We start from the raw sequence: 26,916 nt of genomic DNA, 5'->3' as shown, positions 1-26,916 counted from the left end.
GCGCATGGACAAGCCCCACGCCGCTGCTAGCCTCGCCGTCATGCGCGCCTTCCATCACCCCGACCAAGCCCGGCACACGCCGCGCTTCTTCCTGACCCGCGGCGAGGTCCGCCCGAATTTCGAGGTGCCGGAACGTGCCGCCTCGCTGCTGGCCGGGCTGGACGCGCTGCGCATCCTGCCGGAGATCGCCGCCCCCGCCGACCGTGCCGCGCTGGGCCGCATCCATGCGCCCGATTATGTCGAGTTCCTCGCCACCGCCGCTGCGGCCTGGGCGGCGCTGCCGAATGGCGGGCCGGAAGTGGTGGCGAATATCCATCCGGCGCCCGAGATGCTCGCCCATGGCGCCCGCGCCGGCGACCACGTCATCGGACGGGCCGGCTGGTACACCGCCGATGCCGCCTGCCCGATCGGCCCCGGCACCTGGGAGGCGAGCCTTGCCGCCGCCGGCGTCGCGCTGGCCGCGGCGGCCGAGGCCGCCGCCGGCCGCAGCGCCTATGCGCTCTGCCGCCCGCCCGGCCACCACGCCTATGCCGCCCGCGCCGGCGGCCATTGCTACATCAACAACGCCGCGCTGGCGGTGGAGGCGCTGCGGTCGGCCGGGGCGAAGCGCGTCGCCACGCTCGACATCGACAGCCACCACGGCAACGGCACCCAGGGCATCTTCTGGGAGCGGGACGACGTGCTGACCGTCTCGGTCCATGGCGACCCGACCCGCTACTACCCCTGGTATGTCGGCCATGCGGCGGAACGCGGCGCCGGGCCCGGCGAGGGCCGCAACGTCAACATGCCGCTGGCGATCGGCAGCGGCGATGCGGTGTGGCTCGAGGCCGTGACGCGCGGCGTCCAGGCAGCGCGCGAATTCGGCGCCGAGGCGCTGGTCGTCTCGCTCGGCTTCGATGCCTCGGAGCACGAGCCGCTGAACGCGCTGAACGTCACCGCGGACGGCTTCGCCCGGGCCGGCGCGCTGATCGCCGGCCTCGGCCTGCCGAGCGCGCTCATCCAGGAAGGCGGCTACAACATCGACCTGCTCGGCAGCCTGCTGCAGCGGTTCCTCACCGGCTGGAGCGAGGCATGAACGACATCCACGCGGCGACGCTTTGCCTCGATTCGCATATCGACATCCGCTGGCCGGATCCGCCGGACCCGCTGGCCGAATCCACCATGCGGGTCGACTTCCCGAAGATGGCGCGCGGCGGGCTGAATGCCGCGATCTTCATCGCCTATGTCGGCCAGGGCAAGCGCGACGCCGCCGGGCATGAGGCCGCCGCTGCCCGCACCGAGGCCATGCTGCGCCACATCCGCGCGCGGGCCGATGGCGAGGCGCGCCGCTTCTGCGCCACGGCCGACGCGCTGGAGGCCTGCTTCGCCGCCGGCGCGCTGGCGGTGATGTCGGCGGTCGAGAATGGCTACGCGATGGGCCATGACCTGACGGCGCCGGCCCGCTGGAAGGCGCTCGGCGCCTGCTACCTGACGCTGACGCATGACGGCCACAACGACCTGTCCGACAGCGCCCGCCCGCGCCCGCAGCTGGGCGACGGGCCGGAGGAACATGGCGGGCTCTCCCCGCTCGGCCGGGCCGCGATCGGCGCGCTGAACCGGGCGGGCATGCTGGTCGATGTCAGCCATGTCTCGAAGAACGGCATGCTGCAGGCGGCCGAGGTGTCGCGCACGCCGATCGTCGCGACGCATACCGCCTGCCGCGCGCTCTGCGACCATCCGCGCGGCATCGACGACGAGCAGCTGGACGCGCTGCGCGCGGTCGGCGGCCTGGCGCAGATCACCGCGATGCCCTCCTTCCTTCGCAAGGTGCCCGACGGCCAGCGCAACCCGGCCAGCGTCGAGGACATGGCCGACCATGTCGACCACGCCGTCGCCCGGATCGGGGTCGAGCATGTCGGCGTCTCCTCCGACTTCGACGGCGGCGGGGCGGTTGAAGGCTGGCAGAATGCGGCCGAGACGGCCGGGCTGACCACGGCGCTGCTGCGGCGCGGCTATGGCGCGCGGGAACTTGGGATGCTCTGGTCGGGCAACTTCATCCGGCTGCTGCGCCAGGCGGAAGCCGCCGCTGGGTAGCGCCCGACAGTTCGTTTTGCGATAGCATTGTCTTGTTGCGGACGGAACGCGGGCTCGGCATGGTCCCAACCCATGACGATCGCCCGAGTCGCCAGCTTCGCCTTCGCCGGCATCGACGCCCAGCCGGTCGAGGTGCAGGTGCAGATCGCCGCGGGGCTGCCGGCCTTCCTGGTCGTCGGCCTGCCCGACAAGGCGGTGGGCGAAAGCCGCGAAAGGGTGCGCGCGGCGCTCGCGGGCCTTGGCCTGTCGCTGCCGCCCAAACGTGTCCTGGTCAACCTGGCGCCGGCCGACATCACCAAGGAAGGCAGCCATTTCGACCTGCCCATCGCGCTCGCGGTGCTGGCGGCGATGGACGTGCTGCCGCGCGAGGAGCTGGCCGGCTATGCCGCGCTTGGCGAGTTGGCCCTGGACGGCGGGATCAACCCGGTGGCCGGCGTGCTGCCGGCCGCGCTCGGCGCCTCCGGCCGGGACCTCGGGCTCATATGCCCGGCGGCGCAGGGCAGCGAAGCCGCCTGGGCCGGGCGGATCGAGGTGCTGGCGGCGCCCGACCTGCTCGCCCTGATGAACCATTTCCGCGGCACCCAGGTGCTGACCCCGCCCGAGCCGCCGACGCCGGACACCACGCCCTGGCAGGGCCCCTGCCTGTCGGAGGTGAAGGGGCAGGAAAGCGCCAAGCGGGCGCTGGAAGTGGCGGCGGCCGGCGGCCACAACCTGCTGATGATCGGCCCGCCCGGGGCCGGGAAATCCATGCTCGCCGCCCGCCTGCCCGGCCTGCTGCCGGACCTGACGCCGCAGGAGGCGCTGGAGGTCAGCCTGGTCCATTCCATCGCCGGGCTGCTGCGCGGCGGCCGCCTGGTCACCCGGCCGCCCTTCCGCGAGCCGCACCACTCCGCCAGCCAGGCGGCATTGATTGGCGGCGGCAACCGCGCCAGGCCGGGCGAGATCAGCCTGGCGCATAACGGCGTGCTCTTCCTCGACGAATGGCCGGAATTCCCCCGCCCGGCGCTCGAGGCGCTGCGTCAGCCGATGGAGACCGGCCGCGCCAGCATCAGCCGCGCCAACCACCACGTCACCTACCCCGCGCGCTTCCAATGCATCGCGGCGATGAACCCCTGCCGCTGCGGCTATCTCGGCGACGCGCCGCGCGAATGCGGCCGGGCGCCGCGTTGCGGCGAGGACTACCAGATGCGGCTCTCCGGCCCTCTGCTCGACCGCATGGACCTGGCGATAGAGGTCATGCCGGTGCCGCCGGCGGAGCTGGCCCGCGCGCCGACCGGCGAGACGACGGCAGTGGTCGCCGCCCGCATCCGCGCCGCGCGGGACCGCCAGCGCGTCCGCTATGGCGTGGACGGCCCGCGCTGCAACGCCGTCGCCGAGGGCCAGGCGCTGGAACGCCTGCTGCAGGCCGATGCCCCGGCCCGCCAGCTGGCCGAGCAGGCGGCCGACCGGCTGGGGCTGTCCGCACGCGGCTACACCCGCACGCTCCGCGTCGCCCGCACCATCGCCGACCTCGCCGGCAGCGCGCCAGTGCAGCGCGTGCATGTGGCGGAGGCGCTGGCCTTCCGGCACCGCGGCGGGGCCCGCGTCCAGGCGGCCTAGAGTCTTGTCGTGTGATTCACGTCTTTCGGTGAGTCCACCTCGGACGATCACGCTCTAGCCGCGCGCCTCGGCCCGCCGCTACAAGGGCGGGCCGTCCGAGGGGAGCGCGATGATCCGCCTGGTCCTGCTGCTCCTGATCCTCGCCGTGCCCGCGCGGGCGCAGCGCCAGATGGTGGTCGCCGCGCATCCGCTGGCCGCCGAGGCCGGCATGGCCATGCTGCGCGCCGGCGGCACCGCGCTGGATGCGGCCATCGCCACCCAGGCCATGCTGGCGGTGGTCGAGCCGCAGGCCTCGGGTCTCGCCGGCGGTGCGCTGCTGCTGCACTGGGATGCCGCGGCGCGGCACCTGGCCGCCTGGGACGGGCGGGAGGCGGCGCCGGCCGCGGCCTCGTCCACGCTGTTCCTGCGCGACGGCCAGCCGATGCCCTTCCTCGAGGCTGCTGTCGGCGGCCGCGCGGTCGGCGTGCCCGGCGTCATGCGCATGCTGGAAGCCGCGCACCGGGAGCAGGGAAAGCTGCCCTGGGCGCAGCTCCTCGCCCCCGCCATCGCGGTGGCGGAGGCCGGCTTCCCGGTCTCGGCGCGCCTCGCCGCGCAGATCGCCGCCGATGCGGAACGGCTGGGGCGCGACCCGCAGGCACGCGCCCTGCTGCTGCCCGGCGGCAGGCCGCTGGCCGAGGCGGCGCCGCTGCGCAACCCGGCACTGGCCGCGACGCTGCGCGCGCTCGCCGAGCAGGGGGCGGACGCGATGCATCGCGGCCCGATCGCGGCCGACATCGCCACCGCGGTGCGGGCGCATGCCAATGCCGGCTTCATGACCACCGACGACCTGGCCGGCTACGAACCCCGCCGGCGGGAGGCGGTCTGCGCGCCTTACCGGGTCTGGACGCTCTGCGGCTTCCCGCCGCCGAGCTCGGGTGGCGTCGCGGTGCTGCAGATCATGGCGCTGCTCGGCCACCAGGACATGGCGGTGCTCGACCCGCGCGGCACGCCCTCCGAGACGCGGGTGCTGGATGCGGCGCATCTGCTGGGCGAGGCCGGGCGGATCGCCTTCGCCGACCGCAACCGGTACCTGGCCGATGCCGACCAGGTGGCGGTGCCGCTGCGCGGCTTGCTCGACCCGGCCTATCTGACCGTGCGGGCGCAGCTGATCGACCGCGACAGGGCACTTGCCGCGCCGCGCGCCGGCAACCCGCCCTGGTCGGGCGGCGCGGCGCTGGCTTCCCAGCCGCCGCAACCTGAGAACGGCACCAGCCACCTCTCGATTATCGACACCGCCGGCAATGTTTTGGCGATGACCAGCACGATCGAGGATGTCTTCGGCGCCCGGATGATGGTGCGCGGCATGCTGCTGAACAACGAGCTGACCGACTTCTCCTTCCTGCCGGAGATCGACGGCCGGCCGGTGGCGAACCGCGTGGCTCCGGGCAAGCGGCCGCGCTCCTCGATGTCGCCGACCATCGTCTTCGGCGCGGACGGGCTGCCGGCCGCGGTGCTGGGGTCGGCCGGCGGGGTCCGCATCATCGGCCATGTGGCCCAGACCCTGGTGGCGATGCTGGACTGGGGGATGGACCCGCAGGCCGCGGTCGCCCTGCCGCGGCTCGGCGCGGCGAACGAACGGATCGAACTGGAGGCCGGCACCGCCGCCGCCGCCCTGGCCCCGGCCCTGGAGGCGCGCGGCTTCCCGGTGGCGCTGCGCACCATGACCAGCGGGCTGCACGCCATCCGGGTGCTGCGCGGCGCGGACGGGGTCCGGCTGCTGGGCGGCGCCGACCCGCGGCGCGACGGGGTCGCGCTCGGCGAATAGGTCACTTCCGCGCTTGGGGATGATTTTGCGGTCGCCATCCGGCGCGGCCGATGTTGAAGCCTCTCAGCCTCACCGCCAGGAGTCCCGCATGACCCGCCTCGCCATCCTCGCCGCCGCCCTGGCCTTTCCCTGCGCCGCCCTGGCGCAGGAGACCAAGGAGATCGGCCATGTGAACACCGCGCTGACCAATCTTGGCCTGACCCGCAGCCACCAGATCGTCATCGAGCGGTTCGACGACCCGAAGGTCGAGGGCGTGTCCTGCTACATCGCCCAGGCCCGCACCGGCGGCGTCAGCGGCATGGTCGGGCTGGCCGAGGACCCGGCGCGCTTCGCGCTGTCCTGCACGCCGACCGGCCCGGTGAAGGTCAGCGATGCCGCCCGCCGCAGCGCGCGGGGCGAGCGGGTCTACGAAAGCGCCACCAGCCTGTTCTTCAAGGAGACGCGGGTGCACCGCTTCCTCGACGAGGAACGCAACGTCCTCGTCTACATGGCCTGGTCCACCAAGCTGGTGGACGGCTCGCCCTACAACGCGATGGCGGTCGTGCCGATGCGCTGATCGGCGCCGGCCGGCGCCGGCGGCGGGTCGCGGCCTTCCTCCACCGCGTGGCAGGCGACCCTGGTCGGCGGCTGGTCCGGCGGGGGCCGAAGGGTCGGGTTTTCCGCCTTGCAGCGATCGTCGGCCAGCGGGCAGCGCGGATGGAAGGGGCAGCCGGTCGGCGGGTCGATCGGGCTCGGCACCTCGCCGCCGACCGGGATGCGCTGGCGCCCGGTCATCTCGAGGTCCGGGATCGCCTCCATCAGCGCCCGCGTGTAGGGGTGGCGCGGCGCGGTGAACAGCGTCTCGGCCGGGGCGAGCTCGACCAGCCGGCCGAGATACATCACGCCGATGCGGTCGCTGACCTGCCGCACCACGGCCAGGTTGTGGCTGATGAACAGGTAGGTCAGGCCGAGCCGCTGCTGCAGGTCCTTCATCAGGTTGAGGATCTGCGCCTGGACCGAGACGTCGAGCGCACTCGTCGGCTCGTCGCAGACCAGGAAGTCGGGGTTCGAGGACAGCGCCCGGGCGATCGAGATGCGCTGGCGCTGGCCGCCGCTGAACTCGTGCGGGAATTTCTCGCCGTCCAGCGGCGAGAGGCCGACCTGGGTCAGCAGCTCCCCGACCCGCTCGCGCAGCGCCGCGGCACCCTGCGCCAGGCCGAAGGCGCGGATCGGCTCGGCCACGATGTCCTGCACCCGCCAGCGCGGGTTGAGCGAGGCATAGGGGTCCTGGAAGATCATCTGCATGCGCCGCCGGGTCTCGGCATCGGCGCGGGCCTTCTCCAGCTCGATCCCCTCGAACCGCACCTGGCCGCGGCTCGGGCGGTAGAGCCCGACGACCAGGCGGGCAACGGTGGACTTGCCGCAGCCGCTCTCGCCGACCAGCGACAGGGTGGTGCCCTTCGGGATGTCGAAGGAGACGCCGTCCACCGCCTTCAACGTCCGCCGCCCCTCCCCCGACAGCAGCCTTTGCAGCAGCGGGCGGGAGACGTCGAAGTAGCGGGCCAAATCCTCAGCGACCAGCACGGGCGTCTCAGACATGATGCATCACCTCCGGCGCCTGCTTCTCGGAGGCGGGGTCGTAGAGCCAGCAGGCCGCCCTGGTGCTGCCGGTCTCCAGCAATTCGGGCCGCTCGATCCGGCAGCGGGCGAAGACATGCGGGCAGCGCGGGTTGAAGGCGCAGCCCTGCGGGATGGCGGAAAGCCGCGGCATGGAGCCCTCGATCCCGGCCAGATGCGCCACCTTGCGGTCGAGCGGCGGGATCGAGGCCATGAGGCCGGCGGAATAGGGGTGCTTCGGCGTCTTCACCACGGTGCGCACCGGGCCGATCTCGGCGATGCGGCCGGCATACATGACGGCGACGCGGTCGGCGGTCTCGGCGATGACGCCCATGTCGTGGGTGACCAGCATCATCGCGGTCCCCTTCTCCCGCGCCAGATTCTTCAGCAGGGCGATGATCTGCGCCTGGATCGAGACGTCGAGCGCGGTGGTGGGCTCGTCGGCGACGATCAGCTTGGGCTCGGCGCAGAGCGCGAGCGAGATGACCACGCGCTGCCGCATGCCGCCCGAGAATTCATGCGGGTAGCTGTCGACGCGCTGCGCCGCGGCCGGGATGCCGACCATCTCCAGCCAGCCGATGGCGCGCTGCCGGGCCTCCCGGTCGGAGAGCGGCAGGTGGGTCTGCATCGTCTCGACCAGCTGGCGGCCGACGGTATAGAGCGGGTTCAGCGTCGTCAGCGGGTCCTGGAAGATCGCGCCGATCTCCCGGCCGCGGATGCGGCGCATCTGCTCGTAGGGCAGGTTGTCGATGCGCTTGCCGTTCAGCAGGATCTGCCCGCCGGCGATGCGGCCGGGCGGCTCCAGCAGGCCGATGATGGCGGCCCCCGTCATCGACTTGCCGGCGCCGGATTCGCCGACCACGCCCAGCACCTCGCCCGGGGCGATGTCGAAGGAGACGCCGTCGAGCGCGGTCAGCGTGCCGCGGCGGGTCGGGAATTCGACGCGCAGGTCGCGGACTTCGAGGATTGCACCAAGGCCGCGCTCGCGCGGCTGTTCCTGAACCTGCGTCATCAGCGGAGCCTCGGGTTCAGCGCGTCGCGCAGCCAGTCGCCCAGCAGGTTCACCGACAGCACCATGCAGATCAGCGCGACGCCGGGGAAGATGGTGATCCACCATTCGCCGCTGAACAGGAAGTCGTTGCCGATCCGGATGAGCGTGCCGAGCGACGGCTGGGTCGGCGGCACGCCGACGCCCAGGAAGGACAGCGTCGCCTCCGCCAGGATGGCGAAGCCGAGGTTGAGCGTGGCGATCACCAGCACCGGGCCGATCACGTTCGGCAGCACATGGGTCAGCATGATCCGCAGCTGGGAGATGCCGATGATCCGCGCCGCCAGGACATATTCCTTGTTGCGCTCGACCAGGGTCGAGCCGCGCACGGTGCGGGCGAATTGCGGCCAGGCGCTGATGCCGATGGCGAAGATGACGACGAACAGCGCGATCTGGTCGTGCACCTCCCGCGGCACCGCGGCACGCACCACGCCATCCACCAGCAGGGCGATGAGGATGGAGGGGAAGGTCAGCTGGATATCGGCGATGCGCATCAGCAGGCTGTCCACCGTGCCGCCGAGATAGCCGGCCAGCAGCCCGACCGCGACACCGACCAGGGTGGAGAAGACCACGGCGCAGACGCCGACCAGCAGCGAGATCCGCGCGCCGTACATGATGGCCGAGAGCACGTCGCGCCCCTGGTCGTCGGTGCCGAGCGCGAAGGCCGGATCGCCGTCCCCCGCCCAGGCCGGCGGCTTGAAGGCGTCGCCGAGGTTGAGCGTGGCCAAGTCGAAGGGGTTGTGCGGCGCGATCCACGGCGCCAGCACCGCGCCGAGGATGCAGACCAGCGCCACGACGGCCGAGGCCACCGTGACCGGCGAGCGCTTGAAGGACCACCAGAGGTCGCTGTCGAAGGCGCGGGCGAGGGCCGAGGCCATCTCAGTGCCCCCCCGCCGCGCCGCGGTCGACCCGCAGCCGCGGGTCCACCAGGAAATACAGCAGATCGACCACCAGGTTGATGCCGACGAAGACCAGCGCGATCAGCATCAGGTAGGCCGCCATGACGGGAATGTCGGCCGCGCCCACCGACTGGATGAACAGCAGCCCCATGCCCGGCCACTGGAACACCGTCTCGGTCACGATGGCGAAGGCGATGATGCCGCCAAGCTGCAGGCCGGCGATGGTGATGACCGGCACCAGCGTGTTCTTCAGCGCATGGCCGAAATTGATGGCACGGTTGCCGAGGCCCCGGGCGCGGGCGAACTTGATGTAGTCGGTCCGCAGCACCTCCAGCATCTCCGACCGCACCAGCCGCATGATGAGCGTGAGCTGAAAGAGGCCGAGGGTGATGGAGGGCAGGATCAGCGCCTTGATCCCCGACCAGGTCAGGAATCCGGTGCTCCACCAGCCGAGCTGGACCACCTCGCCGCGGCCGAAGCTGGGCAGCCAACCGAGCCAGACGGAGAAGATGAGGATCAGCAGGATGCCGATCAGGAAGGGCGGCAGCGAGACGCCGACCAGGCTGAAGGTCAGGAAGGCGCGGCTGAGCCAGGAATTGCGATACAGACCGGTGTAGACCCCCATCGCCACGCCGACGACCAGCGCGATGCTGGCGGCACACAGCGCGAGTTCCAGCGTCGCCGGCGCGCGTTCGCCGATCAATTGCGCGACGGGGCGCGACAGCCGGTAGGAAAGGCCGAACTCGCCCTGCACCGCATTGCCGATGAAGCTGGCGAACTGGCTGAAGAAGGACTTGTCGAGGCCGAGGTCCTGGATCAGCTGGGTCCGCTGCGCCTCGGTGAAGTCCTGGCCGAGCATGATCGAGACCGGGTCGCCGACATAGGCGAACATGGCGAAGCTGATCAGCGCCACCACCAGCATGACCGGGATGGCCTGCAGGATGCGGGACAGGATGAAGGCGAACACCTAATTCAGCCCCCGGCACGCAGCCGCCGCACCAACCCACCGTGCCGGGGACATGTCTTGCTCCTTCATCACTGGACCACCGCCCAGCGGAAATAGGGCTGGTTGTTGGCCATGTGCGGAATCTGGATGTTGGCCCGCATCGCCCAGGGGATCATCTGGTGGTGCAGCGGGATATGCGGCACATCCTCGCGGTACAGCTTCAGCGCCTCGGCGATCGCCGCCTGCCGCGCCTCGCCGGTGTCGGTCTTCATGCGCTGGACCAGGGCATCCATCCGCGGGTTGGAATAGCGGCCGTAATTCCAGATGCCGTCGCCCTGGTCGCCGTTGCGCGACGCCACCAGCGACTGGAAGGAATACAGCGCATCCAGCGTCGGCACGCCCCAGCCCAGCAGGTAGACCGAGGTATCGTCCTTCTGGATCTGGGCGAAGAAGGGCGCCAGCGGCTGCGACTTCACCGCGGTCTTCACGCCGATGCGCGACCACATGGCGGCGATGTTCTGGCAGATCTGCTCGTCGTTGATGTAGCGGTTGTTCGGACAGTCGAGCGTCACGCCGAAGCCCTGCGGGTACCCGGCATCGGCCAGCAGCGCGCGGGCGCGGCCGGCATCGAAGGGCAGCCGGACATCCTCCGCCTTGACGTAGCCGTTGACCTGTTCGGGAAACAGCGTGCCGGTCACCACCGACTGGCCGCGCATGGTGGTGCGGTGGATCGCCTGGATGTCGATCGCCTGGTACAGCGCCTGGCGCACCCGCAGATCCTTGAAGGGGTTCGTCCCCTTCACGTCGCCGTACAGCAGTTCGTCCCGGTGCAGGTCCATCGCCAGGAAGATGGTCCGCACCTCCGGCCCCTCCAGCACCTTCACCCCGGGTGCCGCGCGCAGCCGGCCGAGGTCCTGCAAGGGCGGGTCGATGACGAAATCGACCTCGCCCGACAGCAGCGCCGCGATCCGCGTGGCGTCCGAGGCGATCGGCCGGTAGACGATCTCGGTGACGTTGCCGTCATTGCCCCCGACGCCCCAGCCCCACCAGGCTTCGTTCCGCGCCAGCACGGTGCGCACGTCGGGCTCGCGCGAGGCGAGCCGGTAGGCGCCGGTGCCGTTGGTGTTGCGGGTGGTGTGCATCTCCTCCCGCGCCCGGGTGTTCTGCGGCCGGGTGGCGTTGTGCTTTTCCGACCAGCGCTTCGACATGATGAAGACGCTGGCCAGCTTGTTCGGCAGGATCGGGTCGGGGCGCTTCAGGATGACGTCGACGGTGTGCTCGTCGACCGCCACGGCGCGGTCCACGGTATCGACATAGATGCCGAAATTGCTGGTCGGCTGCAGCGCCCGGCCGATCGAGAAGGCCACATCCTCGGCCGAGAGCGTCTCGCCCTCGTGGAATCTCACCCCCTGGCGCAGCAGGAAGCGCCAGCGGGTCGGCTCCTCCTGCCGCCACTCGGTGGCCAGGCCGGGGGCGAGCGAAAGGTCGGGCTTCCGCTGCAGCAGCGGGTCGTAGATCTGCTGCAGCACCATCGTCACGGTGCCGACATTCTGGCTGTGCGGGTCCATGGTGTTCGGGTCGCCGCTCGCCGCCCAGCGCACGGTCTTCGCCTGCGCCGTGCCTGCCAGTGCCAGAAATGCCAATGCCGCGGCGGTCCGGAGGACCACCTTCGCCTGTTCCCGCATCGCCCTGCCTCCGTCCCGGCCCGGTGATCCCGGGTCTCGCACCCGCCCTATAAGCGCCGGCAGCGGTCGCCGGAAAGGTGTCACCCCGGCCCTTTCGCCGGGGAGACCTCCTCATCCGCCCAATCCTTAAGCAATGTGAAGCCCACCGCGAGCAGCACCGGGCCCAGGAACAGCCCGAGGAAGCCGAAGGCGAAGACCCCGCCCAGCGCGCCCAGCAGGGTCAGCAGCAGCGGCAGGTCGGCGCCGCGGGCGATCAGCCAGGGGCGGATCACGTTGTCCGCGCTGCTGATGCCGAAGGCGCCATAGAGGCCGAGGAAGATCGCCCAGCCGGTCTGTCCCTGGCCGAACAGCCAGAGCGTGGCCGGGATCCAGACCAGCGGCGCCCCCACCGGCATGATCGAGATGCAGCCGGCGATCACCGCCAGCAGCGCCGACCGCGGCACGCCGGAAATCCACAGCCCGAACCAGGTCATCAGCCCCTGCACCACCGCGGTGCCGAGCAGCCCGTAGACCACGCCGCGGGTGACCCCGCCGATGAGCTCGACGATGTGGCGGGTCCGGTCGCCGGCCAGCCGGGCCAGGGCGGCCTCGGCCCGCTGGGCGATCGCCGGGCCGTCGCGGTAGAGGAAGAAGGCCAGCAGGATGGCAATGAGCACCTCCGCCAGCCCCGAGAGCACCGCCAGCAGCACGCCGAGCGCGCCCTGCGCCAGCGTCGCGGCATAGGGGCTGATCAGGTCGGCCAGGCCGGAGAAGCCGAAATCAACCCCCACCAGGTGGTATTGCAGCGTCGGCCCGATCAACGGCAGCCGGCCCAGCCAGTCGCCGAGGCCGGGCATGCCCTGGGTCAGGAAGGTCTCGACCGAGGCCCGCAGCCCGTCGATCTCCTCCCGCTTGGTCGGGGTGGCGAAGGCCAGCGGCACGCCGATCAGCAGGAATTCCGCCAGCACCATCAGCAGCGCGGCGAAGCCGGGCGACAGCCGCAGGCGCTCCCGCAGCATGCGGAAGGCGGGCCAGGTCGAATAGACCAGGATGGCCGCCCAGAGCAGCGCCGAGAGGAAGGGCCGCAGCACCAGCAGGCAGCCGAAGCCCAGGGCCAGCGCCGCCAAGAGGCCGAGCAGCCGGACCGGGTTGCCACTGTCAGGCTGCATCACGCCACTCCGAATCGGTTGCCACGCTGTACCATCCGCCGGCGGGCGGCGCATCCGCGGCAGTAGCCAGCCTGGCACCGCGCCGTTAGCCTCCGCGGCCCAACCGGGGGGAGTTCCCGCGCCATGCCGCGCTTCGCCGCCAACCTGTCCATGATGTTCAATGAGCACCCCTTCCTGGACCGCTTCGCCCGCGCCCGGGCGGCCGGCTTCCAGGCGGTGGAGTTCCTGTTCCCGTACGAATTCCCCGCGGCCGAGATCGCGGCCCGGCTGCGGGACAACGGACTGCAGCAGGTGCTGTTCAACGCCCCGCCCGGCGACTGGGCGAAGGGGGAGCGCGGCCAGGCCGCCCTGCCCGGCCGCAGCGCCGAGTTCCGCGAGGGGGTGAAGCAGGCGCTGGAATACGCCGCGGCGCTGTCCTGCCCGCGGCTGCACCTGATGGCCGGGCTGACCCCGGCCGGGGTGCCACGCGACACGCTGCTGGCGACCTATGCCGCCAACCTGGCCTGGGCCGCCGAGGAATGCGGCAAGGCGGGGGTCAAGCCGGTGATCGAGCCGATCAACCACCGCGACATCCCCGGCTTCTTCCTCAACACCATGGCCGAGGGCGCTGCGGTCATCGAGGCGATCGGGCCGGAGCGGATCGGCCTGCAATTCGATCTGTATCACTGCCAGATCACCGAGGGCGACATCGTCAAGCGGGTGGAGAAGCACCTGCCCATCATCGCCCATATGCAGGTCGCGGACACGCCGGGCCGCAACGAGCCGGGCACCGGCGAGGTGAACTGGCCCTTCGTCTTCCAGCAGATCGACGCGCTCGGCTTCCGCGGCTGGATCGGCTGCGAATACCGGCCGGCGGCCGGGACCGAGGCCGGACTCGGCTGGTTCGCGCCGTACAAGTGACGCGCAGGGCGGCGCAGCCGGCCGATTCGGGGCTCCGCGCCAGGCGGCGCCGCGCCCATCGGCCGGCCCTTCCCCTCAACGACCACATCCAAGGAATCCAGGCATGAAGATCGGCTTCATCGGCCTCGGCATCATGGGCAAGCCCATGGCCGGCCATCTCAAGGCAGCGGGCCACGACGTCGTGGTCCCCGAGCGCCGCAGCCTCGACGCCGAGGCGCGCGCCGCCTTCACCGTCGTGGCCGATGCCGCCGCGGTCGCCGCGGCGGCCGAGGTGATCATCCTGATGGTCCCCGACACCCCCGACGTGGAGGCCGCGCTGTTCGGGCCGGGGGGCGTCGCCGCCGGCCTGTCGAAGGGCAAGCTGGTGATCGACATGTCCTCGATCAGCCCGACCGCGACCAAGGACTTCGCCGCCCGCGTGAATGCGCTGGGGTGCGACTATATCGATGCGCCGGTCTCGGGCGGCGAGGTCGGCGCCAAGGCCGCCAGCCTGACCATCATGGTCGGCGCCGAGGAGGCCGCCTTCGAGCGCGCCCGGCCGCTGTTCGAGGCGATGGGCAAGAACATCACCCTGGTCGGGCCGAACGGCGCCGGGCAGACCACCAAGGTCGCCAACCAGATCGTCGTCGCCCTGACCATCGAGGCCGTGGGCGAAGCGCTGGTCTTCGCCAGCAAGGCCGGGGCCGATCCGGCCAAGGTGCGGCAGGCGCTGATGGGCGGCCTCGCCACCTCCCGCATCCTGGAATTGCACGGGGAGCGGATGATCAAGCGGACCTTCAACCCCGGTTTCCGCATCGTGCTGCACCAGAAGGACCTGAACCTGGCGCTGCAATCGGCCAAGGAGCTCGGAGTCGCGCTGCCCAACACGGCGTCCACCCAGCAGCTGTTTTCCGCCTCGATCGCCGCCGGGAATGGCGGGCTCGACCATTCGGGCCTGGTTAAGGCGCTGGAAACCATGGCGGCACACCCGGTTGCGCCCGACGCGAAGGGCTGACGCATCGCGCGAGCGGCGGTGCCTGCGGCGCCGCCGACCGTGCGACCCTGTCGCCATGCTTGCCTTTGACGCGAAAAGCGCGCAGTTTTTTGGACCAGTGCCGGCGGCGTGAGGTTTTCCAGGAATACGCTGCGCGCCGGTCTTCAAAAGGCGAGCCGGAGATCGGAATGCGTTTCGCGGATATCGGGCAGCAATTGCGTGCCTACCGGCTCGAATCCGGATTGCGGGCCGAGGAGATCGCCGCCCGGCTCGGCGTCTCGCGCGCCGCGCTCTATCGCTACGAGAAGGGCGAGGTCATCAAGCTGGACACGATCCGGCGGCTGGCCGAGTTGCTGAAGATCTCGCCGCTCTCGCTGCTCGGCATCGGCATCGACTACTTCTCGCGGCCCCTCGCCTTCCAGGAACGGCTCCGCCAGATCGAGGAGGAGGCCGACCAGATCCTGCTGTTCGGCGGCGCCGTCTGCTTCCAGGTCGCCTCCGACAGCTACGAGGCGGCGGTGAACGAAGCCTGGGCCGAGGCCGCCGAGGGCGGCGCCGACCCCCTGCAGGGCCGCGGCCAGGCGGAGCAGGCGCTATCGATCCTGGCGATGCGGCGCCGGCTCTATCAGCAGCGCCGCCCCAGCATCATCGCCATCCTGTCCGAGGCCTCGTTGCGCCGGCTGCTGGAGGACGGCGTGGCCCATGGCCTCGCCGGCACCGAGCGCAGCCGGGCGCGCGGCCGGGCCGCGGCCGCAGCCGAGCTCGAGAACCTGGCCAGCCTGATGGAAGCGGTGCCGATCGGGCTGCAGATCGGCCTGAAGGAAGGGCCCGAGCCGACCGGTGGCTTCATCGTGCTGCGCGGCCGCGAGCGGGCGCATGTGGTGGCCAGCCCCTTCCCGCCGGATAGCGGCCCGGCGGTCGGGACGGGCGTCGCCATGATCACCGCGGCGGATGAGGCGGTGGGCCTGCACCAGCGGGTGGCCGAAGCCGCCTGGCGCGACGCCTTGAAAGGCAGCGCGGCGGCAGGCCGGGTGCGGGCGCTGCTGCGGGACGTCCGGCCGACCGAAGCCGCGGCCTGAACGCCGGCGCTACCCGTTCAACAGCCGGTCGATCTCCGCCTGGGCCAGGTCGGGACCGGCCTGGGCCGGCTGGGCCACGGTACTGGGCAGGGCCTGCACCCGGACCGGCTCCGCCAGCGCGGCCACGTTCCCCGTCGGCATCATGCCCTGCAGCATCGACTCGACCTGCTGCAGGTGCTGGATGGCACGGCGGATGCGCTGGCCGGTGACGTCCTGGAAGCTGCAGGCCTCGAAGATCGAATTGACCCGGGCCGAGAGCGCCTGCAGCGCCATCTTGTCCTGCGCCCCGCCCTCGATCCAGTCCTGGATCGCCTCCGCCGCCTCCATGATGGTGTTGGCCGCGGCCTCGGTCGCCTGGACCACCGCTTCCAGCTCGACCCCGCTGTTGCGGGTGCTGGCGGCGGGGATCGCGACCAAGCCGGCGATCTGTTCATGGATGCGGCCAAGCTGGCCGGAGAGGTTGGCCTCGGAATAGTCGACGAGCTGGACCGTGGCATGCACCTCGGCGCTCAGCTCGGCGATGCGGCGATCGATGAAGCGGCGCAGGTCGTCGAACTGCGCGGCGATCTCGGCGGCTGGGGGCGCGGTCTGCATGGCGTATGCCTAGCCGGCGTCTCCTTTCGCCCCGATGAATGCGCGCGGCTGATTGAGTGGCCGGGCCGGCTGCTCTAGGACCAGCGCTCCACGGAAGCCGGGGCGGCATGGCGGTCAGCATCGATCTCGGGTTGCGCGACAACGGCCAGCCGGCCCTGCTGGACCTGGAGGAGCTGCTGGCCACCCGCCTGCTGGTCCAGGGCAATTCCGGCTGCGGCAAGTCGCACCTGCTGCGCCGGCTGCTGGAACGCAGCGCCCCCTTCGTGCAGCAGGCGGTGATCGACCCCGAGGGCGACTTCACCTCGCTCGCCGACCGCTTCGGCCACCTGGTGATCGACGCCGCCGCGCAGACCGAGCAGGGCCTGGTCCTGGCCGGGGAGCGGGTGCGGCAGCACCGGGTCTCCGTCGTGCTCAACCTGGAAGGCGTCGACGTCGAGGGGCAGATGCGACGCGCCGCCGCCTTCCTCGACGGCATCTTCGCGGTCGAGCGCGCCTTCTGGACGCCGATGCTGGTGGTGGTCGACGAGGCCCAGCTCTTCGCCCCCGGCGGCGGGGTCGAGGTGGCGGAGGAGGCACGCCGCAGCTCCCTGGCCGCCATGACCGACCTGATGTGCCGCGGCCGCAAGCGCGGCCTGGCCGGCATCATCGCCACCCAGCGCCTGGCCAAGCTGGCCAAGAACGTCGCGGCCGAAGCCTCCAACTTCCTGATGGGCCGCACCTTCCTCGACATCGACATGGCCCGCGCCGCCGACCTGCTGGGGATGGAGAAGCGCCAGGCGGAGATGTTCCGCGACCTGGAGCGCGGGCGGTTCATGGCGCTCGGCCCGGCCCTGGCCCGGCGGCCGGTGGCGCTGCGGGTCGGCGCGGTCGAGACCGAGAGCCGCGGCGCCGGCCCCGGCCTGATGCCGATGCCGGAAACCCCGCGGGAGGCGGCGCATGCCCTGATCCTGCAGCCGGCCCCGGCCGAGGCACCGCGGCCGCGCCGGGTGCCGGCCGCACCGCCGCCCGACCTGTTGGCCCAGCTCGCCGCCGCCCGCCCGGCCGCGCCCGCCGCCCTGCCTCCCGCCACGGCCGAGGAGGAAGCCGGCCGCCGCCGCGCGCAACTGGCGGTGGTGCGGGCCATCATGGCGGACGGGCAGGCCGCCTTCCGGCCGGTGCTGGCGCTGCACCAGGACTACCTGCTGCGCTGCCGGATCGAGATGCTGCCCGGCCGCCCGCTCGACCTGCCGGCCTTCCGCCGGCTGCTGACCATGGTGCTCGCCGGCGTCACCGAGGCGCTGGAGGCGCGGCCCGAATGGCCACTCGCACTCGACCACGCCGCTTCCCTGCCGGAGGACCGCCAGGGCGCCTACCTGCTGCTGGCCCGGGCGGCGATCGAGAATGCCCCCTGCCCGTCCGACCTGGCGATCGCCCGGGTGCTCGGCAGCGTCTCGCGCGGGCGAGGGCGGTCGGCGCTGGAATTCATCGAGAAGCAGGGGGCGATCGCCTGCCGACCCGACGCGGCGGCGCGGCGGATCGTCACGATCATCGGCCCGGGCTGGGAGACGGCGCCGGGCGATCCGGAGGCGGCCGCAGCGTGAGCCAGGCAGGCCGGGGGAGAAGGTATTCTCCTCCGGCGCCCCTCATCCGTTTCCGTGGGTCGGCACCTGCCGCGCGGCGACGGCCGGCCGTCAGAACTCGGCTTCGAGGTCCAGCTCGCTGATGTGGGTCTCCGGCTCGCGCTTGCCGGCCTCGATCCACTCGGCCACGTCGGGCCAGCCGAGGATGGTCTGCGCATAGGCCTCGCACACCGCATCCAGCTTCACGTCGTAGGTGCGGAACCGGGTGACGACGGGGGCATACATCGCATCGGCGATGCTCTTCTCCGCGCCCAGCAGCCAGGGCCCGCCCCAGCGGCCCAGACAGTCGCGCCAGATCCACAGGATGCGCGCGATGTCCGCGCGCGCGCCCGACCACAGGGTGAAATTCGGCACCGTCGCCCGCAGGTTCATCGGCAGGGTGGAGCGCAGCGCGGCGAAGCCGGCATGCATCTCGCCGCTGATCGAGCGGCAGCGGGCGCGCGCCAGCCGGTCCTCCGGCAGCATCCGCGCCTCCGGCACCAGCTCGGCCAGGTATTCGGCGATCGCCAGCGTGTCCCACAGCTCGGCGCCGTCATGCCGCAGCGCGGGGATCAGGATCGAGGAGGATTGCAGCAGCAGCTCGGCGCGGGAGCCGACATCGTCGACCGAGACCACCTCCTCCTCGAAGGCGATCCCGGCCATGCGGCAGAGCAGCCAGCCGCGCATCGACCAGGACGAGTAGTTGCGGCTGCTGATCCGCAGCACGGCGGGGTCGCTGCCGCGGGCCTCGGTGGCGCTGGCGGCGGTCCTGCGGCGGGTCGGCACGGCCATCACGCTCTCCTCGGACGAAGGATGAATCGGCAACTTAGCAGCGCTTTCGCAGTTGCGAAAAGGTGCCGCGCTGGCACGATGGCCGCCGAGGCTGCGCCGCATGCCCGGCAGGGGGACCGCGTTCGGCATGATCTACAGTATGCTCCAGGCCGGCCAGGACGTGCTTGGCCCGATGCGGCGGATGGCCCGCGGCGGCGGCGGCATCCTCGCCAACCTCGACATCGACCATCCCGCCTTCTTCCCGTTCCGCCACATGCGGGCGGCGATGGAGGTGTTCGGCCATGCCGGCATCACCCATCGGCGGCCCGCCTTCGCCATCGGCCCGGTCCGCGTCGGCAACCGCCTGGTCGAGGTCGAGGAGGAGGTCGTCGCCGCCACCCCCTTCGCCAGCCTGTTGCATTTCAGGAAGGACGTGGACATCCGGCTGCCGCGGGTGCTGGTGGTGGCGCCGATGTCGGGTCACTTCGCCACCCTGCTGCGCCACACCGTGCAGGTCCTGCTGCAGGACCACGACGTCTACATCACCGACTGGCACAATGCGCGCGACGTGCCGCTTTCCGCCGGGGTCTTCGGGCTCGACGAGTTCACCGACCACGTCATGCAGTTCCTGCAGGCGATCGGCCGCGGCGCGCATGTGCTGGCTGTCTGCCAGCCGGTCGTGGCCGTCCTCGCCGCGGTGGCGATCATGGCGGAGGACCGCAACCCCTTCTCGCCGCGCAGCATGTCGCTGCTGGCCGGTCCCATCGACACCCGCGTCATGCCGACCAAGGTGAACGAGCTGGCGCAGTCCAAGCCGATCGCGTGGTTCGAGGAAAACCTGATCGCCAAGGTGCCCTGGCGTCACCAGGGCGGCGGCCGCCGGGTCTATCCCGGCGCGGTGCAGGTCAGCGCCTTCATGGCGATGAACCTCGAGCGCCACATCAGGGCGCACCACACCCAGTTCTGGAACCTGCACGACGGCGACACGCGGCAGGCCGAGATGCACCGGCGCTTCTACGACGAGTATTTCGCCGTCATGGACCTGCCGGCGGACTTCTACCTGGAGACGGTGAGGACCGTGTTCCAGGAACACGCCCTGCCGCTCGGCAAGCTGACCCACCGCGGCCGGCCGGTGCGGCCGGAGGCGATCCGCCGCACCGCCATGCTGACGGTCGAGGGCGAGAAGGACGACATCTGCGCCATCGGCCAGACCATGGCCGCGCTCGACCTCTGCCGCGGCCTGCCGGTGACCATGAAGCGGCACCACCTGCAGACCGGAGTCGGGCATTACGGCGTCTTCAGCGGCCGGCGCTGGGCCCAGCAGGTCTATCCCCGGGTGCGGGACATGATCCAGACCAACGAGGGCTGACCCGCTTAGCAGGGCGAAGCGGCGCCCGCTGATCGACCATTCGGCGGTGACCCACAGGATCGTGAAACACGGTCCGGCGGATGCGTGCACATGATTTAGCAGCCCTAAGCAATAGGGTCGCACGCAACCAACCGCCACCACCAAGCATGGGTCGCCGATGCGTCTGGAAACGTCCAAAAAAACACAACAATTGCCTGTCGATGAAGACGCCCCGGAGACCCTGTCGCCGGCGGGGTGTTGCCGTTCCGGCGACGCATATTTTTCGCCCGGGCGCCGCATGGCGCTGCTCGGTAGCGCCGCGCTTGCCGTCGGTGGCCTGCCTGCCGCCGATGCCGCGGCGCAGGCCGCCGATGCGGCCGCCCGTGCCCGGCCGGAGCCGGGTGACCGGCTGGTCCTGGCCGCCGGCGAGAACGACACCACGCCGATCAGGCTGAGCGACGTCGAGGTCGGCGGCCGGCCGCTGCTGGCCTGGGCGATGCGGCCGGACAACGGCATGGTGCGCAGCGGCTCGCGGCTCAACCAGATCCTGCTCGTGCGGCTCGACCCCGGCGAGATGGACGAGGCGACCCGCAAGCGCTCGGCCGAAGGCGTGGTCGCCTATTCCGCCATCTGCACCCACCAGCAATGCCCTGTGTCCGAATGGATGCCGGAGCGGAACGCGCTGCACTGCCCCTGCCACGGCTCGGAATTCGACCCGCGCCATGCGGGCCGCGTGGTCGGCGGGCCGGCGCTGCGCCCGCTCGCCGCCCTGCCGGTGCGGGTCGAGGGCGACCTGCTCGTCGTCGGCGGCCGCTTCATCGGCCGCGTCGGGGCGCCACAGCCGGGCTGACGCCGGCCCCAAGGGAATCCGGGGCGGCACGCCACGCCAAAGTGGCGGCCGCCCTGGCCAAGCCGAGAGAACCGGAGGGAAACAAGACAATGGCCAAGACATCATTCAGGACCCTGCTGCTGGCCGCCGTCGCATCGGGCGCGATTGCCGCGACCGCCATGGCCCAGCAGGCACCTTCGACGGGCGGCGCCACGCCCGTCGCGCCGACCACGCCGCCGGCGGCGCGCGCCGCCGGCACCTCGCAGGAGCGCGCGGTGCCGAGCTTCACCCCGGTCACCGACCAGCGCCTGGCCAATCCCGAACCGCGCAACTGGCTGATGTACCGCCGCACCTATGACGGCCAGGGCTTCAGCCCGCTCGACCAGATCAATGCCGGCAACGTCGCCGAACTCACCCCGGCCTGGAGCTTCTCGACCGGGGTGATCGAGGGCCACCAGGCGCCGCCGATCGTCAACGACGGGGTGATGTACGTCACCACGCCGCAGGCCCAGGTCATCGCGCTCGACGCCAAGACCGGCGACGTGCTCTGGCGCTACCGCCGGCAGCTGCCCGACGACCTGACCCAGCTGCACCCGACCAACCGCGGCGTCGCGCTCTATGGCGACAAGGTCTATGTCGCCACCGTCGACTGCTTCCTGGTCGCGCTCGACGCCAAGACCGGCAAGGAGGTCTGGACCGCCAAGGTCGAGGACTACCAGAAGGGCCACTACATGACGCTGGCGCCGCTGATCGCCCGCGGCAAGGTCATGGTCGGCGGCTCGGGCGGCGAGTTCGGCGTGCGCGGCTTCATCGCCGGCTACGACGCCGCCTCCGGCAAGGAGGCCTGGCGCAGCTTCACCATCCCGGCTGCCGGCGAGCCCGGCAACGAGACCTGGACGAAGGGCGGCTGGCAGACCGGCGGCGGCTCGGTCTGGCTCACCGGCCACTACGATCCGAAGCTCAACCTGGCCTATTGGGGCACCGGCAACGCGGCGCCCTGGATGGGCGACAGCCGGCCGGGCGACAACCTCTACACCACCTCGGTCGTGGCGCTGAACCCGGAGGACGGCAAGTTCAAGGCGCACCACCAGTACCACTGGAACGACAGCTGGGACTGGGACGAGGTCTCGACGCCGCTGCTGATCGACATCGAGCGCGAAGGCCGGACCATCCCGTCGCTCGTGCATCCGGGCCGCAACGGCTATCTCTGGCAGCTCGAGCGCAAGGCCGACAGCATCCGCTTCGTCTCCGGCGTGCCTTTCGTGCAGCAGGACGTCTTCGCCAAGCTCGACCCCGAGACCGGCCGGCCGACCTACAACGAGGCGCGCAAGCCCGGGCTCGACAAGAAGGCGGAGTTCTGCCCCTCGCTCTGGGGCGGCAAGGACTGGCCGCCGGCGGCCTACAACCCGCAGACCAAGCTGCTGTACATCCCGGCGAACGAGAATCTCTGCGGCGCGCTGACCGGGCACCGGATGGACCACGTCCCGGGCCAGCTCTTCCTCGGCGCCGGGCTCGAGGATATCGGTATGAGCCTGCGGCCGGGCGCCGACCATATCGGCGAGCTGCAGGCCTGGGACCTGACGACCAACAAGAAGGTCTGGTCGCATCCGTTCAAGGATTCGCAGCTCTGGGGCCCGGTGCTGACCACCGGCGGCGGGCTGGTCTTCATGGGCGGGACCAATGACCGGGCCTTCCGCGCCTTCGACGCCAAGACCGGCAAGACGCTCTGGCAGATGCGCACCAACTCGGGCGTCACCGGCGTGCCGAGCTCCTTCGAGGTCGACGGCACGCAGTATATCGCGGTGCAGTCGGGCTGGGGCGTGGATGCGACCCGCATGCAGGACAAGCTGGTGGAGATCGACCCCGTGCGGTTCAAGGCCGACGTGCCGCAGGGCGGGGTGGTCTGGGTCTTCGCCCTGCGCCAGCGCGTGAACCAGCAGGCGATGCAGTGAGGTCCCGCGCGCCGGTCGTCCTGGCCGGCGCCGCGGCGCTGCTGGCGCTGGGCCTTGGCCCGGCGCCGGCCGCGTCGCCGGCCGAGCCGGGCTGCGCCGCCATCACCGAGGCAATGGCGGCGCTCGGCGCGGCCGAGCGGTTCCACACCAGGCTGGTCGCCCGCACGCCCGGGCGGCGCCGGCCGGTGGAGGAGGAGCGGTTCGTCCTCGGCGAGGTGGTCTATGCCAACTCGCCGGCGTCGGGCCGCTGGGTGAAGCTGCCGATGACCGCGGCCGAGCGGCAGGCCCTCGGCGCCGGGCTGGTCGCCTACCCGCCGCAGGATTGCCGCGACGAGGGCATGGCCGAGACCGCCGGGGTGGCGGCGCGGGTCTACAGCTTCCGCCAGGTCCTGCCCGGGCAGGGCGGCGAGGGCATCTCCGAGGCGCCGGGCCGGCTCTGGGTCGGCAGTCCGGATGGCCGGCCGCGCCGCTACGAGGGCCGGCACGGGGCGGTGCAGGTCACCCTGACCTTCGACTACGAGCAGGTGGCACCGCCCTTCGGCCACTAGGCGGGGCGGCCCATTTGGCTGGATTTCGCAATGGAATTGCGATATAGGAATATGGTCAAGGCCCACCTGTCTGGGCGCGTCGAAGGGAGCCTGGGGCAGCCGATCAATTCCTCAAATCCGAAAATCCTCAACGCGGCTCAAGCGCAAAGCGCCGGTCAGCCTTGGCCGGGCCGGATCGGGGCCGGAGCGGCCTCAAACATTCTCAGGCGGATTGAGGCGGATTGAGCCGAATTGAGCGTTTTCAACCGCGCCGCGTCGTATCCGGCCGGACCCTGCGCGGGGTCGCGGCGGCGACCGACGCGCGCCCCCATCGACGCCTCGGGCAATGGGTGTAGCCTGCCGCCATGCAGCCCCTCTGCCTCACCTTCGACAACGGGCCGGAGCCCGAGGTCACCCCCGGCGTCCTCGCCATCCTGGCGCGCCGCGGCATCCCGGCGACCTTCTTCCTGGTCGGCGAGAAGTTGCGCGACCCGGCCGCCCTGGCACTGGCCGAGCGGGCCCGGGCCGAGGGCCACCGGGTCGGCAACCACACCCTGACCCATGGCGCGCCGCTCGGCCGCCGCGGCGGGGCGGAGGCGGTCGCCGAGATCACCGCCTGCGACGCGCTGCTCGGCGGGCTGCGAGAGCCCTGGAGGCTGTTCCGCCCGAATGGCGGCGGTGGCGCGCTGGGGCCGCATTTGCTGAACGCCGCCGCCGCACGGCACCTGCAGGCGGGCGGCCATACCGTGGTGCTGTGGAATGCCATCCCGCGCGACTTCGACGACCCGGACGGCTGGCCGGACCGCGCCCGGGCCATGCATGCCGCGGCGGCGGCACCGGTGCTGATGGTGCTGCACGACCTGCCGAACGGCGCGATACGGCATCTGGACCGGGTGCTGGGCGGTTGGCAGGATGCCGGCGTCGCCTTCCTGGCCGAGCCGCCCGAGTCCTGCGTGCCCATCCGCCAGGGCATCGCCGCGGCGAACCTGGCCGACTACGTCACCGAGGACCCGCCGGCCTAGGGCGCCGCCACGGCAGGCCCGGCGGCGCGGCGCGTGCGCCCGGACGGCGCGGATCGGCGCCGATTGGCCTTCAGCCGGCCGTCCCGCGCCGGCTTCGCCACCTTGCCCTTGTCGGTCGGCTCGGAACCCGCCCGCCCGTAGGGGGCGCCTAGCGGGAGGCCGCCCTCGCGGTTGGCCTTCCGCCGCCCGTCGCGGCCGGGGTCCTTGACGCGGCCCTGGCCGTTGTCGTCGTGGCGCCGGTCCCGGCCGCGCATGGTGCTGCGACAGCGGGCCGGGCCGGCTGTTCGACGGGCCGCGGCACGGTCGGCAGGCGGCACAGCTGGCGTGGGGACATCATGCCGTCCCCGAGGCCCACCATGCGTGCCGGGACCGAGGAGAGCCGATCCCTGCCGGTCAAAACGGCCTCCAAGGCTTCGGCGCCGGCACCCTGCCTTCCAGCGGGCTACAGTCCATGCCGGCGCAGCTCGGCGCCGAGCCGGCCGGTGGCGGCCAGCCATGCGAGGCGCAGGTCGCCGCGCAGTGACCAGGCCGGGTAGGTGAAGGTCGCCGGCCGGTTGCGTTCGATCAGCAGGTGGGAGATCCAGGCACAGCCGTAGCCCACCACCGGGGCGAGCAGCGCCATCCACCAGGCGCCGAACAGGATGGCGGCCAGCAACAGCGCCGCCGCGGCCCAGGTGCCGCCGACATGGACGGCGCGCGTCGCCGGCCGGGCATGTTCCCGCAGGTAGTGCGGCCAGAAGGCGGCGAAGCTGGGGAAGGGCTCGGCCATGACCTCCATGTTGGGATGGCGCCGCGGTCACGGCAAGGTCGCAGGGGTTTCGCTTCCGAAGCCGGCACGCGCATGCCTATCTGCGCCGATGCCCTTCCGCCTGCCCATGCCGCGCGCCTTCCTGCCGCTGCGCCACGCCGTCTTCCGCACGCTCTGGCTGGCGACGCTCGCCAGCAATATCGGCATGTGGGTGCAGAACACCGGCGCGGGGTGGCTGATGACCAGCCTCGACCCGGCGCCGATGATGGTCTCCCTCGTCCAGGCCGCCTCGATGCTGCCGGTCTTCCTGCTGGCGCTGCCGGCGGGCGCCCTGGCCGACATCATCGACCGGCGCATCTTCCTGATCGGCGCCCAGGCCTGGGTGCTGGCGATGGCGCTGATCCTGGCCGCGCTCACCGCGGCCGACATGCTGGGACCCTGGGGGCTGCTGGCGCTGACCTTTGCAATCGGCGCCGGCAGCGCGATGAACTTCCCGGCCTGGGCCGCCACCACCAATGAACTCGTCCCGCGCGAGGACCTGGTCGGCGCCATCGCGCTGAACGGCATCGGCTTCAACCTGGCGCGCGCGCTCGGCCCGGCGCTGGGCGGCTTCGCCATCGCCGCGGCCGGGCCGCAGGCGGCCTTCGCGCTGAATGCCGTCGCCTTCCTGGTGCTGATCGTCGCCCTGGTCTTCTGGCGCCGCCCGCCCGAGCCGCGCGGCCGGATGCCGAAGGAGCACCTGGTCTCCGCCATGCGGGCCGGGCTGCGCTTCGTCTCGGCCAGCCCGGCGATGCGGGCGGCGATCCTGCGGGCCTGCACCTTCTTCCTGTTCAGCGCCGCGGTCTGGGGACTGCTGCCGCTGTTCGTGCGGCAGCAACTGGGGCTGGGGCCGCAGGCCTTCGGACTGATGCTGGGGGTGATGGGGCTGTCGGCGGTCGCCGCCGGCTTCGCCCTGCCGGCGCTGCGTGGCCGGCTGGACCGCAGCGCCACGGTGTTCTGGGCCTCGATCGGCATCTGTGCCGCGATGGGCATCCTGGCGGCCTCCAACCACTGGGCGCCGGCGGCGCTGGGAATGCTGATCTACGGCGCCTCCTGGATCGCCGCCGGCAGCACCCTCGGCGCCTCGGCCCAGCTGGCGGCGCCCGGCTGGGTCCGGGCGCGGGCGATCGCTATCTACCAGCTCAGCTTCTTCGGCGTCATGGCGCTGGGCTCGGCCCTGGCCGGCTGGGTCGGCGGGCGGTTCGGCGTGCCGCTGGCGCTCGGCGCTGCGGCGGGCCTCGGCGCCGTCGCCGCGGTCGCGGTGCGCGGCTGGCGGATCGACAGCGTGGCGCTGGCGCCCGGCCCGGCCACCGCCGCCCCGGCGCCCGAACCCACGCCCGAGGCCCCCGACCCGGCGCTGCGTGCCCTGCTGGGCGAGGATTCCGGCCGGGTGCTGGAAGTGGTCCGCTATGCGGTCGACCCGGCCCGGCGCGACGCCTTCCTGGCGGCGATGCAGGAGGTGCGGCGGGTAAGGCTGCGCTCCGGCGCGGCGACCTGGCGGCTGTACGAGGACGTGGCGCATCCGGAGCGCTGGGTGGAGCTCTGGACGGTGGAGAGCTGGACCGAGCACCTGCGCGAGGAGGCGCGGCGGACGGACTGGGACCGCGCCGCCCTGGCCCGGGCGGCGGCGCTGCACCAGGGGGCCGAGCCGCCGGAGGCGGCGCGGTTCCTCAACGTGGTGCCGTGAGGCAGGTTGGGGGAGGGAAGCGTAGTCCCTCGCGCTCCCGCCTTCCCCTGG

Annotated in this window: 25 protein-coding genes; 15 read left to right on the top strand and 10 right to left on the bottom strand. The window is 71.9% G+C overall.

Going from position 1 to position 26,916, the window contains the following annotated elements; genetic code table 11:
• Window positions 1-4 precede the first annotated feature (4 nt).
• From ACFQS7_RS10425 to ACFQS7_RS10405, 5 genes are all read left to right on the top strand, one after another.
• Window positions 5-1,075 (top strand): histone deacetylase family protein, encoded by a 1,071-nt coding sequence (locus ACFQS7_RS10425; protein WP_380066981.1) that lies wholly within the window; start codon window positions 5-7, stop codon window positions 1,073-1,075.
• Window positions 1,072-2,073, top strand: a complete 1,002-nt coding sequence (locus ACFQS7_RS10420; protein WP_380066980.1) for a dipeptidase — start codon at window positions 1,072-1,074, stop codon at window positions 2,071-2,073. Before ACFQS7_RS10425 ends, ACFQS7_RS10420 begins: the two co-directional genes overlap by 4 nt.
• Window positions 2,074-2,145: 72 nt before the next feature.
• Window positions 2,146-3,672 (top strand): YifB family Mg chelatase-like AAA ATPase, encoded by a 1,527-nt coding sequence (locus tag ACFQS7_RS10415; RefSeq protein WP_380066979.1) that lies wholly within the window; start codon window positions 2,146-2,148, stop codon window positions 3,670-3,672.
• A gap of 109 nt (window positions 3,673-3,781) precedes the next feature.
• A complete protein-coding gene (ggt, locus tag ACFQS7_RS10410; RefSeq protein WP_380066978.1) occupies window positions 3,782-5,476 on the top strand; it encodes a gamma-glutamyltransferase in 1,695 nt (564 codons plus the stop codon).
• Window positions 5,477-5,564: 88 nt separating this feature from the next.
• Window positions 5,565-6,032: a CreA family protein gene (locus ACFQS7_RS10405; protein ID WP_380066977.1), complete on the top strand. Its 468-nt coding sequence runs from the start codon at window positions 5,565-5,567 to the stop codon at window positions 6,030-6,032.
• Here the strand turns inward: ACFQS7_RS10405 and ACFQS7_RS10400 are convergent.
• The 6 genes from ACFQS7_RS10400 to ACFQS7_RS10375 all read right to left on the bottom strand — a co-directional run bounded on the left by ACFQS7_RS10400 (window position 5,999) and on the right by ACFQS7_RS10375 (window position 12,798).
• Window positions 5,999-7,054 (bottom strand): ABC transporter ATP-binding protein, encoded by a 1,056-nt coding sequence (locus ACFQS7_RS10400; protein ID WP_380066976.1) that lies wholly within the window; start codon window positions 7,052-7,054, stop codon window positions 5,999-6,001. The genes ACFQS7_RS10405 and ACFQS7_RS10400 overlap by 34 nt on opposite strands.
• Window positions 7,047-8,084 (bottom strand): ABC transporter ATP-binding protein, encoded by a 1,038-nt coding sequence (locus ACFQS7_RS10395; protein ID WP_380066975.1) that lies wholly within the window; start codon window positions 8,082-8,084, stop codon window positions 7,047-7,049. The genes ACFQS7_RS10400 and ACFQS7_RS10395 overlap by 8 nt, the downstream gene beginning before the upstream one ends.
• Entirely contained in the window at window positions 8,084-8,998 is a 915-nt protein-coding gene (locus ACFQS7_RS10390) for an ABC transporter permease (RefSeq protein ID WP_380066974.1), read from the bottom strand. Before ACFQS7_RS10390 ends, ACFQS7_RS10395 begins: the two co-directional genes overlap by 1 nt.
• Before the next feature lies 1 nt (window position 8,999).
• A complete protein-coding gene (locus ACFQS7_RS10385; RefSeq protein ID WP_380066973.1) occupies window positions 9,000-9,986 on the bottom strand; it encodes an ABC transporter permease in 987 nt (328 codons plus the stop codon).
• 68 nt (window positions 9,987-10,054) lie between these two features.
• A complete protein-coding gene (locus tag ACFQS7_RS10380) occupies window positions 10,055-11,650 on the bottom strand; it encodes an ABC transporter substrate-binding protein (RefSeq protein WP_380066972.1) in 1,596 nt (531 codons plus the stop codon).
• 80 nt (window positions 11,651-11,730) lie between these two features.
• On the bottom strand, window positions 11,731-12,798 hold the full coding sequence (locus ACFQS7_RS10375; RefSeq protein WP_380066971.1) for an AI-2E family transporter: 1,068 nt from the start codon (window positions 12,796-12,798) through the stop codon (window positions 11,731-11,733).
• Window positions 12,799-12,921: 123 nt separating this feature from the next.
• On the opposite strand from ACFQS7_RS10375, the gene otnI reads away from it, so the two are divergent.
• From otnI to ACFQS7_RS10360, 3 genes are all read left to right on the top strand, one after another.
• Window positions 12,922-13,698: a 2-oxo-tetronate isomerase gene (otnI, locus tag ACFQS7_RS10370; RefSeq protein ID WP_380066970.1), complete on the top strand. Its 777-nt coding sequence runs from the start codon at window positions 12,922-12,924 to the stop codon at window positions 13,696-13,698.
• Between the two features lie 103 nt (window positions 13,699-13,801).
• A complete protein-coding gene (locus ACFQS7_RS10365; RefSeq protein WP_380066969.1) occupies window positions 13,802-14,692 on the top strand; it encodes a 2-hydroxy-3-oxopropionate reductase in 891 nt (296 codons plus the stop codon).
• A gap of 167 nt (window positions 14,693-14,859) precedes the next feature.
• A complete protein-coding gene (locus tag ACFQS7_RS10360) occupies window positions 14,860-15,750 on the top strand; it encodes a helix-turn-helix domain-containing protein (protein ID WP_380066968.1) in 891 nt (296 codons plus the stop codon).
• Window positions 15,751-15,759: 9 nt separating this feature from the next.
• Here the strand turns inward: ACFQS7_RS10360 and ACFQS7_RS10355 are convergent, their stop codons facing one another.
• Window positions 15,760-16,344: a hypothetical protein gene (locus tag ACFQS7_RS10355; protein ID WP_380066967.1), complete on the bottom strand. Its 585-nt coding sequence runs from the start codon at window positions 16,342-16,344 to the stop codon at window positions 15,760-15,762.
• Window positions 16,345-16,451: 107 nt separating this feature from the next.
• On the opposite strand from ACFQS7_RS10355, the gene ACFQS7_RS10350 reads away from it, so the two are divergent.
• Entirely contained in the window at window positions 16,452-17,924 is a 1,473-nt protein-coding gene (locus ACFQS7_RS10350) for a helicase HerA domain-containing protein (RefSeq protein ID WP_380066966.1), read from the top strand.
• 90 nt (window positions 17,925-18,014) lie between these two features.
• On the opposite strand, the gene ACFQS7_RS10345 is transcribed toward ACFQS7_RS10350, so the two are convergent.
• Window positions 18,015-18,734, bottom strand: a complete 720-nt coding sequence (locus ACFQS7_RS10345) for a glutathione S-transferase (protein WP_380066965.1) — start codon at window positions 18,732-18,734, stop codon at window positions 18,015-18,017.
• A 127-nt stretch (window positions 18,735-18,861) separates the two neighbouring features.
• Here ACFQS7_RS10345 and ACFQS7_RS10340 point away from each other — a divergent pair, with 127 nt between their 5' ends.
• The 5 genes from ACFQS7_RS10340 (at window position 18,862) to ACFQS7_RS10320 (ending at window position 24,391) form a co-directional block, all read left to right on the top strand.
• Window positions 18,862-20,082, top strand: a complete 1,221-nt coding sequence (locus tag ACFQS7_RS10340; RefSeq protein ID WP_380066964.1) for a polyhydroxyalkanoate depolymerase — start codon at window positions 18,862-18,864, stop codon at window positions 20,080-20,082.
• A 277-nt stretch (window positions 20,083-20,359) separates the two neighbouring features.
• Window positions 20,360-20,911, top strand: a complete 552-nt coding sequence (locus ACFQS7_RS10335) for a ubiquinol-cytochrome c reductase iron-sulfur subunit (RefSeq protein ID WP_380066963.1) — start codon at window positions 20,360-20,362, stop codon at window positions 20,909-20,911.
• An 89-nt stretch (window positions 20,912-21,000) separates the two neighbouring features.
• Window positions 21,001-22,842, top strand: coding sequence for a methanol/ethanol family PQQ-dependent dehydrogenase (locus tag ACFQS7_RS10330; RefSeq protein WP_380066962.1), 1,842 nt, complete (start codon window positions 21,001-21,003; stop codon window positions 22,840-22,842).
• On the top strand, window positions 22,839-23,390 hold the full coding sequence (locus ACFQS7_RS10325; RefSeq protein WP_380066961.1) for a hypothetical protein: 552 nt from the start codon (window positions 22,839-22,841) through the stop codon (window positions 23,388-23,390). Before ACFQS7_RS10330 ends, ACFQS7_RS10325 begins: the two co-directional genes overlap by 4 nt.
• 344 nt (window positions 23,391-23,734) lie before the next feature.
• Window positions 23,735-24,391, top strand: a complete 657-nt coding sequence (locus ACFQS7_RS10320) for a polysaccharide deacetylase family protein (protein ID WP_380066960.1) — start codon at window positions 23,735-23,737, stop codon at window positions 24,389-24,391.
• On the opposite strand, the gene ACFQS7_RS10315 is transcribed toward ACFQS7_RS10320, so the two are convergent.
• Window positions 24,388-24,645, bottom strand: coding sequence for a hypothetical protein (locus ACFQS7_RS10315; RefSeq protein WP_380066959.1), 258 nt, complete (start codon window positions 24,643-24,645; stop codon window positions 24,388-24,390). The genes ACFQS7_RS10320 and ACFQS7_RS10315 overlap by 4 nt on opposite strands.
• Before the next feature lie 188 nt (window positions 24,646-24,833).
• Entirely contained in the window at window positions 24,834-25,160 is a 327-nt protein-coding gene (locus ACFQS7_RS10310) for an Mpo1-like protein (protein WP_380066958.1), read from the bottom strand.
• Window positions 25,161-25,248: 88 nt separating this feature from the next.
• On the opposite strand from ACFQS7_RS10310, the gene ACFQS7_RS10305 reads away from it, so the two are divergent.
• Entirely contained in the window at window positions 25,249-26,865 is a 1,617-nt protein-coding gene (locus ACFQS7_RS10305) for an MFS transporter (RefSeq protein ID WP_380066957.1), read from the top strand.
• Window positions 26,866-26,916: the final 51 nt, after the last annotated feature.

Source organism: Dankookia sp. GCM10030260 (assembly GCF_042666655.1).
Taxonomy (GTDB): Bacteria; Pseudomonadota; Alphaproteobacteria; order Acetobacterales; family Acetobacteraceae; genus Paracraurococcus.
This window is presented reverse-complemented; position numbering and strand designations above follow the sequence as displayed.